Below are 15,237 nucleotides of genomic sequence, written 5' to 3'. Positions count from 1 at the left end.
CCTCAGGTGACCTGTGCGCGCAGTGCGTACGCCGGGTCGCGGTGCTCTCCGCCGTCGAGCACCGCGCGCAGCGCGCGTGCGGCCGTCAGCATGTCGACGTGCGTCAGGTACGGCGCCGCGACGCCGAGCCGGACCACGTCCGGCGTGCGGAAGTCGCCGAGCACGCCCCGCGCGGCGAGCGCCCGCACCACGCCGTAGGCCTCGGGGTGCCGGACGGACAGCTGCGAGCCGCGCCGCTCGTCCTCGGCGGGGGTGACGACGTCCAGGGCCGGCACCAGCTCCTCGATCGCCTCTCTCAGGTACCGGGTCAGCGAGAGGGAACGGCTCCGGAGGGCGCGGAGGTCGACGCCCTCGAACGTGCCGAGCGCCGCCTCGAGCGCCACCATCGACAGCACGGGCGGCGTCCCGACCCGGAACCGGCCGATCCCGGGTGCCGGCGCGTAGGTGGGCTCCATGGCGAACGGCCGCGCGTGCCCGTGCCAGCCGGGCAGCACGTTGGCCGCCTCGACCAGGTGCCGTCGGGCCACGTAGAGGTAGGCCGGCGACCCCGGACCGCCGTTGAGGAACTTGTAGGTGCAGCCCACGGCGAGGTCGACCTGGTGCAGGTCGAGTCCCACCTCGACGGCCCCGGCCGAGTGGCACAGGTCCCACACCGCGAGGGCACCCGCCTCGTGCGCGGCGGCGGTGACGCCCGCGAGGTCCCACAACCGACCCGTCCGGTAGTCCACCTGCGAGTACGCGATCGCGCCGACCGGCCGTCCCTCCGCCGCGAGTCGGGCCAGGGCGGTCTCCGCCTCGTCGGGCGGGACGGTGACCACCGTCCACCCCACCTGCTCGGCCACCCCGGCCGCCACGTACAGGTCGGTGGGGAACGACCCCGGGTCGGTGAGCAGCACCGGTCGGTCAGGACGCAGCCGCGCGGCGGCGTGCAGCGCCTGGTGCAGCCGCACGGTCGTCGAGTCGCCGACCACCACCTGACCCGGGGCGGCCCCGACCAGCCGGGCGATGGCGTCGCCGATCCGCTGCGGGGCATCCCACCAGGCGTGGTCGTTCCACGAGGCGACGAGGTCGGTGCCCCACTGCACCCGCACGGCGTCCACCAGCGCAGCCGCCACCCCTCGCGGCAGGGCGCCGAGCGAGTTGCCGTCGAGGTAGACCAGGCCGGGTGGCAGCTCGAAGCGGTCGCGCAGGTCCGTGCCGGCGTGGCGTCGGTCGAGCTCGCGCGCGCGGATCTCGAGCCGGTCGGGTGCCTCGCCGTCGGTGGGTGCCACGGGCGCCAGCCTGCCAGCCCGCGAGACCGATTTAGGATCGCTCCCCGTGACCACGACCGTCGGAGTCCTCGCCCTGCAGGGCGACGTGCGCGAGCACGTCGCCGCCCTGACGGCCGTCGGGGCGCGGGGCGTGCCGGTGCGCCGGACGACGGAGCTCGACGCGGTGGACGCCCTGGTGCTGCCGGGGGGCGAGTCCACCACCATCGACAAGCTGCTGCGGGCGTTCGACCTGTTCGGGCCCGTCCAGCAGCGGCTGCGCGACGGGATGCCGGCCTACGGGTCCTGCGCCGGCATGATCCTCCTGGCCGACCGCGTGCTCGACGGCACCACGGACCAGCAGACGCTCGGCGGCCTCGACGTCACCGTGCGCCGCAACGCATTCGGCCGGCAGGTGGACTCGTTCGAGACCGACCTGTCGATCGAGGGGATCGAGGGCGAGCCGGTGCACGCCGTGTTCATCAGGGCGCCGTGGGTCGAGGAGGTCGGGCCGGCCGCCCGGGTCCTCGGTCGGGTCGAGGGCGGCCATGCCGCCGGTAGGATCGTCGCGGTGCGCCAGGGCCCGTTGCTCGTCACGTCGTTCCACCCGGAGGTGACCGGGGACACGCGGGTGCACCGACTGTTCGTCGAGATGGTGCGCGGGGACCGATGAGCGGCGGCGGTGCCGCCCGGACCGCGACCACCGGCACGCACGAGGACTGAGGGGTAGCAGCACATGTCGGGTCACTCCAAGTGGGCCACCACCAAGCACAAGAAGGCCGTCATCGACGCGAAGCGCGGCAAGCTCTTCGCCAAGCTGATCAAGAACATCGAGGTCGCGGCCCGCACCGGTGGCGGTGACCCGGCGGGCAACCCGACGCTGTTCGACGCGATCCAGAAGGCCAAGAAGACCTCGGTCCCCAACGAGAACATCGACCGGGCGGTCAAGCGGGGCTCCGGCCAGGAGGCCGGCGGCGCCGACTACCAGACGATCATGTACGAGGGCTACGGGCCCGGTGGCATCGCCGTCCTCGTCGAGTGCCTGACGGACAACCGGAACCGAGCGGCGTCCGACGTCCGCGTGGCGTTCACCCGCAACGGCGGCACGATGGCCGACCCCGGGTCGGTCTCCTACCTCTTCTCCCGCAAGGGCGTCGTCATCGTGCCGAAGGACGGCACCGACGAGGACGCGGTGACCGAGGCCGTGCTGGACGCCGGAGGCGAGGAGGTCACCGACAACGGCGACAGCTTCGAGGTGCTGAGCGAGGCCACCGACCTGGTTCCCGTGCGCACCGCGCTGCAGGACGCCGGGATCGAGTACGACTCGGCCGACGTCGTCTTCTACCCGTCGATGCAGGTCGAGGTCGACGTCGAGGGCGCCCGCAAGATCCTGCGGCTGATCGACGCGCTCGAGGACTCGGACGACGTGCAGAACGTCTACACCAACTTCGACGCTCGGGACGAGGTCATGGCGCAGCTCGAGGACGAGGACTGACGCCTCACGGCGCCGCCCGGCACGTCGCGCACCGCGGCTGCCGGGCGCGGTCCATCATCACCACGTGCGCGTCCTCGGAGTCGACCCCGGCCTGACCCGGTGCGGCATCGGCGTGGTCGACGGGCTCCCGGGACGGCAGCTGCGGCTCGTCGCGGTCGGCGTCGCCCGGTCCGAGCCGACCGCCGAGGTCGATCAGCGCCTGTGGCGCATCGAGCAGCAGCTCGAGGAGTGGATCGAGGAGCACGGGCCCGACGCGGTGGCCGTGGAGCGGGTGTTCGCCCAGCACAACGTGCGCACGGTGATGGGGACCGCGCAGGTGGCCGGGATCGCGCTGGTCGCTGCAGCCCGCCGCCGCATCCCCGTGGCGTTGCACACGCCGAGCGAGGTGAAGGCCGCCGTGACGGGCAGCGGCACCGCGGGGAAGTCGCAGGTGCAGACGATGGTCGCCCGCCTGCTGGACCTGTCCGAGCTGCCGCGACCCGCCGACGCAGCGGACGCGCTCGCCCTGGCGATCTGCCACCTGTGGCGACCGGCCGGCGCGCTCGGCGCACCGCAGCGCGCGCCGGGCTCGCTAACCTCCGCGCAGCGCGCCTGGGCCGCCGCCGAGCAGGCCTCCCGCCGTCGCAGGTAGTCCGTGTCGTTCGTACAGGTGTTCGCTGCGATGTGGCAGCATGACGGCGGACGACGACCCGGAGACAGGAGGCCGCGGTGATCGCCTCGATCCAGGGCACCGTGCTGGCAGTTCGGTTGGACTCGGCCGTGCTCGCGGTGGGGGGTGTGGGCCTGCTGGTGCAGGCGACGCCGACGACGCTCGCCGGCCTCCGCGTCGGGAGCGCCGCGACGCTGTCCACGACGCTGGTCGTCCGCGAGGACTCCCTGACGCTCTACGGCTTCGCCGACGACGACGAGCGCGACGTCTTCGAGGTCGTCCAGACGGTCAGCGGCGTCGGGCCGCGGCTCGCCCTCGCCATGCTGGCGGTGCACACCCCGGACGGACTGCGCAGGGCGGTGGCGGACGAGGACCTCGCCGCGCTGCAGCGTGTGCCGGGCATCGGTCGCAAGGGTGCGCAGCGCATCGTCCTCGAGCTGGGCGACCGCCTCGGTGCCCCCGCCGTCCGTGCGACCGCGGCCGGCCCGGTAGCGGCAGCCGCACCCTCGGACCGCCGCGACCAGGTGGTCGAGGCGCTCGTCGGTCTCGGCTGGCAGGCGCGGACGGCGCAGGACGCGGTGGCCTCGGTGCTCGACGGCAGCACGGAGCCGATCTCCGCCGAGGACGTCGCAGGCGTGCTCCGTGCCGCGCTGCGCACGCTGGGCGGTGCGCGTGGCTGAGCCCGCGTACGGCGACGCGCCCGAGGAGACCGTGACGGAACGGTTCCGGGCCGACTCGCTGGTCCGCTCGGGCGCGGACGACGTCGAGCGGGCGGCCGAGGCCGCGCTGCGCCCCCGACGGCTGGACGAGTTCGTCGGCCAGCGCGTCGTCCGCGACCAGCTGTCGCTCGTGCTCCAGGCGGCCACCGCGCGCGGCAAGGCGCCCGACCACGTGCTGCTCTCGGGACCGCCGGGGCTCGGCAAGACGACGCTGGCGATGATCATCGCGGCCGAGCTGGGCACGTCGCTGCGCGTGACGAGCGGCCCGGCCATCCAGCACGCGGGCGACCTGGCCGCGGTGCTGTCCTCCCTGGAGGAGGGGGAGGTCCTCTTCCTCGACGAGATCCACCGCCTCGCCCGGCCGGCCGAGGAGCTGCTGTACGTCGCCATGGAGGACTTCCGGGTCGACGTGATGGTGGGCAAGGGCGCCGGCGCGAGCGCGATCCCGCTGGCGCTCCCACCGTTCACCGTCGTCGGCGCGACGACCCGCGCGGGGCTCCTGCCGGCGCCGCTGCGGGACCGCTTCGGCTTCACCGGCCACCTCGACTTCTACGACACCGCGGAGCTGGAGCAGGTGCTCGTGCGCTCGGCCGGCCTGCTGGGCGTCCCGCTCGACCGCCGGGCCGCCGTGGAGATCGCCTCGCGGTCGCGCGGCACGCCACGGATCGCCAACCGGCTCCTGAGGCGCGTGCGTGACTGGGCGGAGGTGCGCGGCGACGGGAAGCTCGACCTCCCCGCCGCCCGTGCCGCGCTCGCCGTGTACGAGGTCGACGAGCGCGGCCTCGACCGGCTGGACCGAGCCGTGCTCAGCGCCCTCTGCACCCGTTTCGGCGGGGGACCGGTGGGCCTGACGACGTTGGCGGTCGCCGTGGGGGAAGAACCCGAGACGGTGGAGACCGTCGCGGAGCCGTTCCTCGTCCGGGAGGGTCTGGTGGGCCGCACGCCGCGCGGTCGCGTCGCCCTGCCGGCCGCCTGGGAGCACCTCGGTCTGCGGCCGCCGCAGCCCACGGACACGCTCTTCGCCTGACGGAACCGGATGGGACCCATGCGCGTTGGAGGCACCAGTCGCGGCGCCTAGACTGCGGCGGACACACCCGATCTGCAGGAGACTCCCGCGCCCATGGGCAACTACGGCTTCTACATCATCATCGCGCTGGCCTTCGGCGCGATGTGGCTCATGTCGAGCCGCACCCGCAAGCAGCAGCAGGCGGCGCAGGAGTTCCGCAACACGCTCGAGCCGGGCGACGAGGTGATGACCGGCTCCGGGTTCTTCGGCACGGTGGTCGAGGTCGAGGGCGACGTCATCACCCTCGAGTCCACGCCCGGCAGCCGTACCCGCTGGCTGCGCGCCGCGATCTCCAAGAAGATCGAGCCCGTCGTCGCCGAGATCGGCGAGGCGGACGACGACGAGGACGAGCCCATCGACGTGCCGGACGACATCTCGTCGCTCGAGCCGCTGCCGACCCAGGACAGCACCCGCCCCGCCGCAGGCACGAGCACGCCGTCCGCCGCCGACGAGCCGGGCACCACGGCGGAGCCGACCACGACCGACGGTGACCGCCCGGACCGCGAGGGTGGTTCGCAGACCAAGTAGCAGCACCGGCCGGGGGACGCGCCCTCGGCCTCGTCCCCACCGGCGGCAGGCGTCGCCGGTGCGCGCATGAGAGAGAAGACGTTGGCCGCTCCGACACGCCGGCAACACCCGGTCCGCACGCTCACCACGCTCGGCGTCCTGATCGTCGTGGCCTTCGCCGCGATCGTCGCGGGGACGAAGTGGTCCTCCGCGACGTTCGCGCCGAAGCTGGCCCTCGACCTCGAAGGCGGCACCCAGATCATCCTCACGCCGGTCGCGCAGCAGGCCGGTCAGGTGACCTCCACGACGATCAACCAGGCGATCGACGTCATCCGGCAGCGTGTCGACTCCTCCGGCGTCGCCGAGGCTCAGATCACCAGCCAGAGCGGCAACAAGATCGTCGTCGCGCTTCCCGGCCACCCGTCCGACGAGACGCTGAACCTGGTGCGGACCTCCGCCCAGATGGAGTTCCGGCCGGTGCTGCAGGTGGGCAACCCGGGCCCGTCGCCGTCCGCGACCGCCTCCGCCACCCCGACACCCGGGGCGACCCCGTCGTCCGCCGCCACCCCCGCGGCGACGCCCGCCGCGACGCCGTCCGCCACGGCGACGGCCGAGGCGAACCCTGCCGCGTCGGCAAGTGCGAGCCCTGCGGCCTCCGCGGGCGCCACGCCGGCACCGTCCCCGTCGGCCAGCGGACCGACGTCGCCGAGCGACGTCGCCTACTACGTCACGCCGGACGTGCAGGCCAAGTTCGACGCGCTGGACTGCACGCAGGCGTCCAACCGGACGGGTGGTGTCAACGGCCCGGCCGACGCCGCCTTCGTGACCTGCGACACCGCCGGCACCGCGAAGTACATCCTCGGGCCGGTCGAGGTCAAGGGCTCCCACATCGCCAGCGCCTCGTCGGGCCTCAACCGCCTGCAGAACGGCGGCACCGGCAACCAGTGGGTGGTCGAGCTGTCGTTCGACTCCACCGGCACCACGCAGTTCGGCAACGTGAGCTCGCGGCTCTACAGCGAGACGGCGCCGCTCAACCGGTTCGGCATCGTCCTCGACGGTCTCGTCATCGAGGCGCCGACGATGAACGGCGTCATCAACAACGGTCAGGCGGAGATCTCCGGGTCCTTCACCCGGCAGAGCGCGGCCACGCTGGCCAGCCAGCTGAACTTCGGCGCGCTGCCGATCAGCTTCCAGGTGGAGAGCGAGCAGCAGATCTCGGCGACGCTCGGTTCCGAGCAGCTGCAGAAGGGCCTGCTCGCCGGCCTGATCGGCATGGTGCTGGTCGTCATCTACTCGCTGGTCCAGTACCGGGTGCTCGGTCTGCTGACCGTCGCCTCGCTGGTGCTCGCCGCGATCATCACGTATGCGGTGATCACCCTGCTGTCCTGGACGCAGGGCTACCGCCTGTCGCTCCCCGGTGTCGCCGGTCTGATCGTGGCGATCGGTATCACGGCCGACTCCTTCATCGTCTACTTCGAACGGATCCGCGACGAGCTGCGCGAAGGGCGCGTGCTCGGCGGTGCGGTCGAGCGCGGCTGGGACCGGGCACGGCGCACCATCCTGGCGTCCGACGCGGTCAACTTCCTCGCCGCCGTCGTCCTCTACGTCCTCGCCGTCGGCAGCGTGCGCGGCTTCGCGTTCACGCTGGGCCTGACGACGATCATCGACCTCGTCATCGTCTTCACGTTCACGCACCCGATGATGGAGATCATCAGCCGCTGGCCGTTCTTCACCGAGGGCCACCGCTTCTCCGGCCTCGACCCGCGGCGCCTCGGCGTGCCGACCACCCGCTACGTCGGGCGCGGCCGTGTGGTCACCGCCGGCGAGTCCACCGCGACGGCGGCCCCCGAGGCGGCCGACCCGGGGCGCGGTCGCCGCAACCCCGTGCCCGTCGGCTCCGGCGCAGGCACGGGCCCGGCGGCCGCCGCCGGCGGCATGACGATCGCCGAACGGCGGGCCGCCCAGCGACGAGCCCAGGCAGGCAGCCCGCCCACCGACGCCGGTGCCGACGAGACGCCCACCGCCACCGAAGGGGACGAGCACTGATGGCCGTCGGATTCGCCCAGTGGGGCAACGACCTCTACACCGGTCGGCGCTCCTACGACATCGTCGGCCGCCGGCGCGTCTGGTACGTGGTCGCCGCCGTGCTCGTCCTCAGCTCCGTGGTGCTGCTCTTCGCCCCCGGCCTCAACCCGGGCATCGAGTTCCGCGGCGGCTCGGAGTTCGTCGTCTCCGGCATCTCGAACAAGGACCAGCAGCTCGCGGTCACGACCGTGCAGGCCGTCGACACCAAGGAGGTGCCGCGCGTCAGCTCGGTGGGGAGCAGCGCGCTGCGCGTGCAGACCCGCACGCTGAGCAACACCCAGGTGGAGCAGGTCAAGGGCTCGCTCGCGAAGGCCTACGGGGTGCCCGAGACGCAGGTGACCAGCACGTTCATCGGCCCGACGTGGGGCGGTGACGTGTCCCGCAAGGCGGCGACCAGCCTCGTCGTGTTCCTCGTGCTCGTCGCGGCCGTCATGACGCTGTACTTCCGGAACTGGCGGATGGCCGTCTCGGCGCTGGTCGCGCTGTTCCACGACGTCACGCTGACCGCCGGCGTCTACGCGGCCGTCGGCTGGGAGGTCACCCCGGCGACGGTGGTCGGCTTCCTGACCATCCTCGGCTACTCGATCTACGACACCGTCGTGGTGTTCGACAAGGTGCGCGAGAACACGGACGGCGTGCTCGACCAGTCGCGCTACACCTACGCGGAGAAGGCCAACCTCGCGGTCAACCAGACGCTGGTGCGGTCGATCAACACCTCGGTCGTCGCGCTCCTGCCCGTCGCGTCGATCCTGTTCATCGGCGCGTTCGTCCTCGGCGCGGGGACGCTGCGCGACATCGCCCTCGCCCTGTTCGTCGGCATGCTGGTCGGCACGTTCTCGTCCATCTTCCTGGCGACCCCGCTCGAGGTGACGCTCCGGGAGCGGGAGCCGGCGCTGCGTGCGCACCGCGACCGGGTGCTCGCCGCCCGGACCGGATCCGGTTCGCCGGCCGCTGCCGGCGAGGCACCCCTCGTGGGCGCCGCCACGCGCACCGTCGGTCCGCTTCACCCAGGCTCGCACCAGGGCGTCGCGGCCCAGCCGCGCCGCCGGCGCCGGTGAGCGCCGCACCCGCAGCGTCCGGCGTCCCCGACCGTGCGGCGGTCGCGGCACGCGTCTCGGAGCTGATGCGCGAGGTTCCCGACTACCCGGAGCCGGGCATCCTGTTCCGCGACATCACCCCGGTGCTGGCCGACGCGCAGGCGTTCGCCGACCTGGTCGCCGTCATGGCCGCGGCCGCGCCCGGCCCCGTCGACCTGGTGGCGGGGATGGAGTCGCGCGGCTTCCTCCTCGCAGCACCCGTCGCGGTCGCGCTCGGCGCCGGCCTGGTGCCGGTGCGCAAGGCGGGCAAGCTGCCCGGTCCGACGCTCTCCGAGACCTACGAGCTCGAGTACGGCACGGCGACGCTGGAGCTGCACCCGTTCACCGTTCCGGCGGGCTCCCGGGTGCTCGTGCTCGACGACGTGCTGGCCACCGGCGGCACCGCGGCTGCCACGCTGCGCCTGTTCGCCGACTGCGGCGCCCAGGTGGTCGGCATCGGGGTCCTGGCCGAGCTGGCGGCGCTCCGAGGCCGCGACCAGGTGCCCGGCGTACCGGTTGACGCGCTGCTGACCCTGCCGTGAGGCTCCGCCCGGACGGGCTGCGTGACGGCCCCCGGACGTCCCGCCGTACACTCGCACGCACACAGCGGTGCCGCACCGCCCGACGGAATCGGTGACCCTCGTCGGGCGTTGGTAGTGGGACCGCGGGGAGAGGGGGTGTCGACATGACGGAGCAGCAGGTCGCGCCCGCGCAGTCGGACCCCGGAGACTCCCACGGCTCGAGCGCACGGTTGCGTGCCCGTCTCGCACGGCTCAGCGGCCGCGGGACCACGACGTCGCCGGCTATCGAACCGGTGCTCCAGGCCGCCCGGACGAACCATCCGAAGGCTGACCTGTCGATCCTCGAGCAGGCGTACGCCGTCGCAGAGAAGGCCCACCGCGGCCAGCTGCGCAAGAGCGGTGACCCGTACATCACCCACCCCGTCGCGGTCGCCACCATCCTGGCCGAGCTGGGCATGACGCCGTCCACGCTGGCCGCGGCGCTCCTGCACGACACCGTCGAGGACACCGACTACTCCCTCGACCAGCTGCGCACCGACTTCGGTCCCGAGGTCGCCATGCTGGTCGACGGCGTGACCAAGCTCGACAAGGTGCAGTACGGGGACGCCGCCCAGGCCGAGACCGTCCGCAAGATGGTCGTCGCGATGGCGCACGACATCCGCGTCCTGGTCATCAAGCTGGCCGACCGGCTGCACAACGCGCGCACCTGGAAGTTCGTCTCCCCGGCCTCCGCCGAGCGCAAGGCGCGCGAGACGCTCGAGATCTACGCCCCGCTGGCCCACCGGCTCGGCATGAACACCATCAAGTGGGAGCTCGAGGACCTCGCGTTCGCGACGCTCTACCCCAAGGTCTACGACGAGATCGTGCACCTGGTCGCCGAGCGGGCGCCGGCCCGCGAGGAGTACCTCGGGATCGTCCGCGAGCAGGTCAGCGCCGACCTGCGGGCCGCGAAGATCAAGGCGACGGTCACCGGCCGCCCGAAGCACTACTACTCGATCTACCAGAAGATGATCGTGCGGGGCCGCGACTTCGCCGACATCTACGACCTCGTGGGCGTGCGCGTCCTGGTCGACACGGTCCGTGACTGCTATGCGGCGCTCGGGGCGCTGCACGCGCGATGGAACCCGGTGCCGGGCCGGTTCAAGGACTACATCGCGATGCCCAAGTTCAACCTGTACCAGTCGCTGCACACGACGGTGATCGGGCCCGGCGGCAAGCCGGTGGAGATCCAGATCCGGACGCACGACATGCACCGTCGCGCGGAGTACGGCGTCGCGGCCCACTGGAAGTACAAGGAGAACGCGAAGAGCGGCACCGCCGAGGCAGCCGGCGACATGACGTGGCTGCGTCAGCTGGTCGACTGGCAGAAGGAGACGGCCGACCCGACGGAGTTCCTCGACTCGCTGCGCTTCGAGATCGCCGGGTCCGAGGTCTACGTCTTCACACCCAAGGGCGACGTCATCGCGCTGCCGCAGGGATCGACGCCCGTCGACTTCGCCTACGCCGTGCACACTCAGGTGGGCCACCGGACGATGGGCGCCCGCGTCAACGGCCGACTCGTGCCGCTGGACTCGACGCTCGAGAACGGCGACGTCGTCGACGTCTTCACCTCCAAGTCGGAGACCGCCGGCCCGTCGCGCGACTGGCTGGGCTTCGTCAAGAGCCCGCGCGCCCGGAACAAGATCCGGCAGTGGTTCACCAAGGAGCGCCGCGAGGAGGCCGTCGAGCGCGGCAAGGACGCGCTGGCCAAGGCGATGCGCAAGCAGAACCTGCCCATGCAGCGGCTGCTGTCGCACGAGTCGCTCGTCGCCCTGGCGAACGAGATGCGGTACCCGGACGTCACCGCGCTGTACGGGGCGATCGGGGAGAACCAGGTCGCCGCCAGCACCGTGGTCCAGCGGCTGGTGCACTCGCTCGGCGGCGAGCCCGCGGCGGAGGAGGACATCGCCGAGACGGCGCGTCCGGGGCCGACGGCCCGGCGGGTGCGCACGGGCGACCCGGGTGTGGTGGTCAAGGGCGTCGACGACGTCTGGGTCAAGCTCGCCAAGTGCTGCACGCCGGTTCCGGGCGACGAGATCATCGGCTTCGTCACCCGCGGCGCCGGCGTGAGCGTGCACCGGGCCGACTGCGTGAACGTCGACAACCTGCGCAGCCAGCCCGAGCGGCTGGTGGACGTCAGCTGGGGTCACACGAGCTCGCAGCTGTTCCTGGTGCAGATCCAGGTCGAGGCGCTGGACCGGTCCCGACTGCTGTCGGACGTCACCCGGGTGCTGTCCGACCACCACGTCAACATCCTGTCGGCGGCGGTCTCCACGTCCCGGGACCGCGTGGCGCTGTCCCGGTTCGTGTTCGAGATGGCGGAGCCGTCCCACCTGGCCTCGGTGCTCTCCGCGGTCCGGAAGGTCGAGGGCGTCTTCGACGTCTACCGGATCACCGGAGCCCGTACGGCGGACGAGCCGGCCATCCGGGCCTGAGCCCGCGCCTGGCGACCCGCCGGGTCCGGGTCCTCACAGCCGGCCGAGCAGCTCGCGAGCCTGCCGCAGCCCGCGTCCTCCCGCGACCTCCTCCAGCCGCGCCCGGGCCGCCGCCGGGTCGAACCCGAGCCCGCACAGGCCCTCGAGCAGCACGGCAGCCACCGGCGCGGGCAGCCACCGTGCGACGTCCAGCCCGGTCCGCTGGACGGTCGTCACCCGGATGCGACCCAGGGTCAGGACGTCCTCCGCGGGGAGCGGGGCCTCGGCACTCGACCGCCACGGGTCAGGGTCCGTGCGCCGGCCCCTCGGGGGAACGAGCACGTCGACGCGTGACGGTGCAGGACCGCCGAGGTGGACCCATGCGGCACTCGCCCGACCGACCACGCCGCGAGCCGGCACGACGTCCGCGACGGCAGCCAGCCGCATGATCGGTGAGACGTCGAGACCGGCAGCGACGGCGACGTCGCCCCACAGCACCGCCACCGTCCCGTCGCGGCACATGCCGGCCCACGCAAGCGCACCGACATCGCTCCTGCGGACAAGCTCGGGAACGGGTACGCGGACGGGCACGAGGGCATGGAGCGCGGACACGCCGTCAGCATGCCGTCGGGCACGGCGACCGGTTGACCGCCCTGTGGACGACCCCGGCCGCGGGGCCCGACGGCGGGCGCCAGGCGCTCAGCCCCGGGCGTCCTGCGCTGCGCGCTGAACCTGCTCGAGCCAGGCGCGGCGAGCGTCGAGCGCCGCCTGCGCCTCCGCCACGGCGCGGGCGTCACCCTTGGCACGGGCACGAGCGAGGTCCGCCTCGAGACCGGCGATCGCCTGCTCGAGCTGGGCGGCAGCCCCCTCCGCGCGGGCCCTCGTCTCCGGGTTGGTCCGGCGCCACTGGGCGTCGTCCGCCTCCCGGACGGCCTGCTCGACCGCACGGAGACGGCCCTCGACGCGCTGCACGTCCCCGCGGGGCACCTTCCCGGCCGCCTCCCAGCGCTCCTGCACGGAACGCAGGGCCGCCTTGGCAGCACCGAGGTTCCGGACCGGCAGCAGGGCCTCCGCCTCGGCGAGCAGCGCCTCCTTGACGACGAGGTTCGCCTGGTACTCCGTGTCGGTGGCCTGGTTGGCCGCGTCGCGTGCCGCGAAGAAGGCGTCCTGGGCGGCGCGGAACCGGGCCCACAGCGCGTCGTCGACCGGGCGGCTGGCCCGTCCGGCGGCCTTCCACTGCGTCATGAGGTCACGGAAGGCACCCGCCGTCGGCCCCCACTCGGTGCTGGCGGACAGCCGCTCGGCCTCGGCCACCAGCGCCTCCTTGGCGCCCTTGGCCGCGGCGTTCCGCGACTCGAGCTCGGCGAAGAAGTGCCGTCGCTCGCGGTCGAACGTGGTGCGCGCGTGGCTGAACCGCTTCCAGAGCGCCTCCTCCGTCGCCCTGTCGAGACGCGGCCCGGAGCGCTGGGCCTCCTTCCACTGGTCCAGCAGCGCGCGGAGCTGTTCGCCCGCCGGCCGCCACTGGATCCGGCTGGGGTCCGTCTCGGCGATCTTCTCCGCCTGCTCCACCAACGTGGTGCGTGCAGCGGCAGCAGCCTCGCGCGCGGCCGCGCGCTCGGCCTCGGCGGCGGCACGCCGCTCGGCAGCGACGGCACGCAGGGCGTCCAGGCGCTCGCGCAGCCCGACGAGGTCACCGACCGCTGCGGGCGCCGCCAGCTCCTCGGTCAGCTTGGCGAGGGTCTGGTCGATCTCCTTGACCGAGAGGTCCGTCGCGGAGAGCCGCGCCTCGAACAGCACCACCTTGGCCTGCAGGTCGAGGAACCGGCGCACGTAGAGCGCGAGTGCCTCGTCCGGGGTGGCGCCGGGGAACTGGCCGACCTCACGCTCGGTCTCGCCGTCGCGGACGAACACCGTCCCGGTGTCGTCGACGCGGCCGAACTCGGCCGCGCGCGCCGCTTCAGCGGGGTCCACCGGCGCGACCGGGGCGGGCGCTGCAGCCGGTGCAGCCGCCGCCGCGGGTCGGCCGGCAGGACGAGGCGTCGGCCGAACCGAGGCGGGGCTGGGGCGGGGGCCGGGGCGAGGAGCCGGTCGGGGTCCGGGGACCGGGGCCGACGGCGCGGGGGCGGTGTCGGGCAGCGGGCTCCCGGCCTCCGGCGCAGCCGGTGCTTCAGCGGTCGTGGGCTCCGCTGCATCGGCGGCGACCGTGGTGGCCGTCGGCTCCGTGCTCTCGTCGGCGGGCGCACCGTCGTCACCCTGGTCGGCAGGAGCGGGCTCGTCGTCGGACGACGCGGCAGCAGCAGGCTGCTCGGCCGGGGCGGTCACCGGCTCGGGGGCCGGTTCGGCGGGGGCCGTCACCGGCTCGGGGGCCGGTTCGGCGGGGGCCGTCACCGGCTCGGGGGCCGGTTCGGCGGGGGCCGTCACCGGCTCGGGGGCCGGTTCGGCGGGGGCCGTCACCGGCTCGGGGGCCGGTTCGACTGCCGTGTCGACGTCGTTCGCGGCCTCCGCCGTGGTGGGGACCGTCGTGGCCTCGCCGTCCTCGTCGGGCGCCGTCGGCGTCTGGGGGCTCTGCGTCACTGGGTCTCCACTCCCTCGATGATGACGTCCGACGCCGGGGCGGTGGTGGTACCCACCGTCACGGTGCCCGCGTCTGCGATGGCCTTCAGCACGTCCAGACCGGACGTGATGTGGCCGAACACGGTGTAGCCGCCCGCCGAGTCCGACGGGATCGTCGAGTCGGCGTAGACCAGGAAGAACTGGCTGCCCATCGAGCTGGCGTTGCCGGACTGCCGCGCCATCGCGACGGTGCCGGCCTTGTACACGTTGTCAGCGGGGGCGTTCTCGATCGGGCCCCAGCTGTACCCGGGGCCTCCGGTGCCCGTCGCCGTCGGGTCGCCGCACTGCAGCACGTAGATGCCCGAGGTGACCAACCGATGGCACTTGGTCGAGTCGAAGTAGCCCTGGCCGGCGAGCGTGACGAAGTTCGCGACGGCCTGCGGCGCCGCAGCCCCGTCGAGCGTCATCGTGATGTCGCCCTTGTTGGTGATGACCTTCGCCGTCCAGGTGCGGTTCTGCGCCAGCGACTTGTCGGGCAGCACGCCGCCGTTGCCCGTGCGTGCCGCCGTCGAGATCGTCGCCTGGCCCGAGGGCGTCGCGCTGGGCGCGGCGGCGGCCTTGCCGCCGTCCCGGGTCAGGCTGATCACGAGCACCACCGCGATGGCGACGACCGCGACCACGGACCCGATGCCGAGCCCGAGGCGCTGGCGGTGACGGCGCCTCGCCCGCGCGCGAGCCTGGCGCTCCTGCCACTTCTCGAGCCGCCGACGCTCGTACTCCCGCTCCCGCTTGCTGGACACGCCCACCCCTCGTGATGTGCGGGCCAGGTGAGTGGGACCACCTGCGGCACCGCGCCGTAGGACCGG

14 protein-coding genes are annotated in these 15,237 nt (G+C 73.4%); 10 read left to right on the top strand and 4 right to left on the bottom strand.

Features of this window, described 5'->3' with window-relative positions:
• Window positions 1-2 precede the first annotated feature (2 nt).
• Complete coding sequence (gene kynU / locus ACFQTY_RS13180) at window positions 3-1,271, bottom strand: kynureninase (protein WP_378101110.1); 1,269 nt, start codon at window positions 1,269-1,271, stop codon at window positions 3-5.
• A gap of 46 nt (window positions 1,272-1,317) precedes the next feature.
• Here kynU and pdxT point away from each other — a divergent pair, with 46 nt between their 5' ends.
• The 10 genes from pdxT (at window position 1,318) to ACFQTY_RS13130 (ending at window position 11,839) form a co-directional block, all read left to right on the top strand.
• A complete protein-coding gene (gene pdxT, locus ACFQTY_RS13175; RefSeq protein WP_337972758.1) occupies window positions 1,318-1,920 on the top strand; it encodes a pyridoxal 5'-phosphate synthase glutaminase subunit PdxT in 603 nt (200 codons plus the stop codon).
• 63 nt (window positions 1,921-1,983) lie between these two features.
• Window positions 1,984-2,742 (top strand): YebC/PmpR family DNA-binding transcriptional regulator, encoded by a 759-nt coding sequence (locus ACFQTY_RS13170; RefSeq protein ID WP_378101108.1) that lies wholly within the window; start codon window positions 1,984-1,986, stop codon window positions 2,740-2,742.
• A 64-nt stretch (window positions 2,743-2,806) separates the two neighbouring features.
• Window positions 2,807-3,373: a crossover junction endodeoxyribonuclease RuvC gene (ruvC, locus tag ACFQTY_RS13165; RefSeq protein ID WP_378101106.1), complete on the top strand. Its 567-nt coding sequence runs from the start codon at window positions 2,807-2,809 to the stop codon at window positions 3,371-3,373.
• Window positions 3,374-3,450: 77 nt separating this feature from the next.
• On the top strand, window positions 3,451-4,071 hold the full coding sequence (ruvA, locus tag ACFQTY_RS13160) for a Holliday junction branch migration protein RuvA (protein WP_378101104.1): 621 nt from the start codon (window positions 3,451-3,453) through the stop codon (window positions 4,069-4,071).
• Window positions 4,072-4,102: 31 nt separating this feature from the next.
• Window positions 4,103-5,137: a Holliday junction branch migration DNA helicase RuvB gene (ruvB, locus tag ACFQTY_RS13155; RefSeq protein WP_378101796.1), complete on the top strand. Its 1,035-nt coding sequence runs from the start codon at window positions 4,103-4,105 to the stop codon at window positions 5,135-5,137.
• Between the two features lie 93 nt (window positions 5,138-5,230).
• Window positions 5,231-5,704, top strand: a complete 474-nt coding sequence (yajC, locus tag ACFQTY_RS13150; RefSeq protein ID WP_291762782.1) for a preprotein translocase subunit YajC — start codon at window positions 5,231-5,233, stop codon at window positions 5,702-5,704.
• 66 nt (window positions 5,705-5,770) lie between these two features.
• Window positions 5,771-7,729, top strand: a complete 1,959-nt coding sequence (gene secD, locus ACFQTY_RS13145) for a protein translocase subunit SecD (RefSeq protein WP_378101101.1) — start codon at window positions 5,771-5,773, stop codon at window positions 7,727-7,729.
• Window positions 7,729-8,826 (top strand): protein translocase subunit SecF, encoded by a 1,098-nt coding sequence (gene secF, locus ACFQTY_RS13140; RefSeq protein ID WP_378101099.1) that lies wholly within the window; start codon window positions 7,729-7,731, stop codon window positions 8,824-8,826. The genes secD and secF overlap by 1 nt, the downstream gene beginning before the upstream one ends.
• Window positions 8,823-9,386, top strand: coding sequence for an adenine phosphoribosyltransferase (locus tag ACFQTY_RS13135; protein ID WP_337972763.1), 564 nt, complete (start codon window positions 8,823-8,825; stop codon window positions 9,384-9,386). Before secF ends, ACFQTY_RS13135 begins: the two co-directional genes overlap by 4 nt.
• Window positions 9,387-9,529: 143 nt before the next feature.
• Window positions 9,530-11,839 (top strand): RelA/SpoT family protein, encoded by a 2,310-nt coding sequence (locus ACFQTY_RS13130; protein WP_378101097.1) that lies wholly within the window; start codon window positions 9,530-9,532, stop codon window positions 11,837-11,839.
• A 33-nt stretch (window positions 11,840-11,872) separates the two neighbouring features.
• Here the strand turns inward: ACFQTY_RS13130 and ACFQTY_RS13125 are convergent, their stop codons facing one another.
• From ACFQTY_RS13125 to ACFQTY_RS13115, 3 genes are all read right to left on the bottom strand, one after another.
• The gene (locus tag ACFQTY_RS13125; protein ID WP_378101095.1) at window positions 11,873-12,430 is read right to left on the bottom strand and encodes a hypothetical protein; all 558 of its coding nucleotides are present in this window, start codon (window positions 12,428-12,430) and stop codon (window positions 11,873-11,875) included.
• Between the two features lie 87 nt (window positions 12,431-12,517).
• Entirely contained in the window at window positions 12,518-14,392 is a 1,875-nt protein-coding gene (locus tag ACFQTY_RS13120) for a DUF349 domain-containing protein (RefSeq protein ID WP_378101093.1), read from the bottom strand.
• Window positions 14,389-15,171: a peptidylprolyl isomerase gene (locus ACFQTY_RS13115; protein ID WP_378101091.1), complete on the bottom strand. Its 783-nt coding sequence runs from the start codon at window positions 15,169-15,171 to the stop codon at window positions 14,389-14,391. The genes ACFQTY_RS13120 and ACFQTY_RS13115 overlap by 4 nt, the downstream gene beginning before the upstream one ends.
• Between the last annotated feature and the right edge of the window lie 66 nt (window positions 15,172-15,237).

It is taken from the genome of Cellulomonas sp. T2.31MG-18 (genome assembly GCF_964266755.1).
Lineage (GTDB): Bacteria > Actinomycetota > Actinomycetes > Actinomycetales > Cellulomonadaceae > Cellulomonas.
Note: the sequence above shows the minus strand (reverse complement) of the source record. Positions and strands in the feature narration are given on the sequence as shown.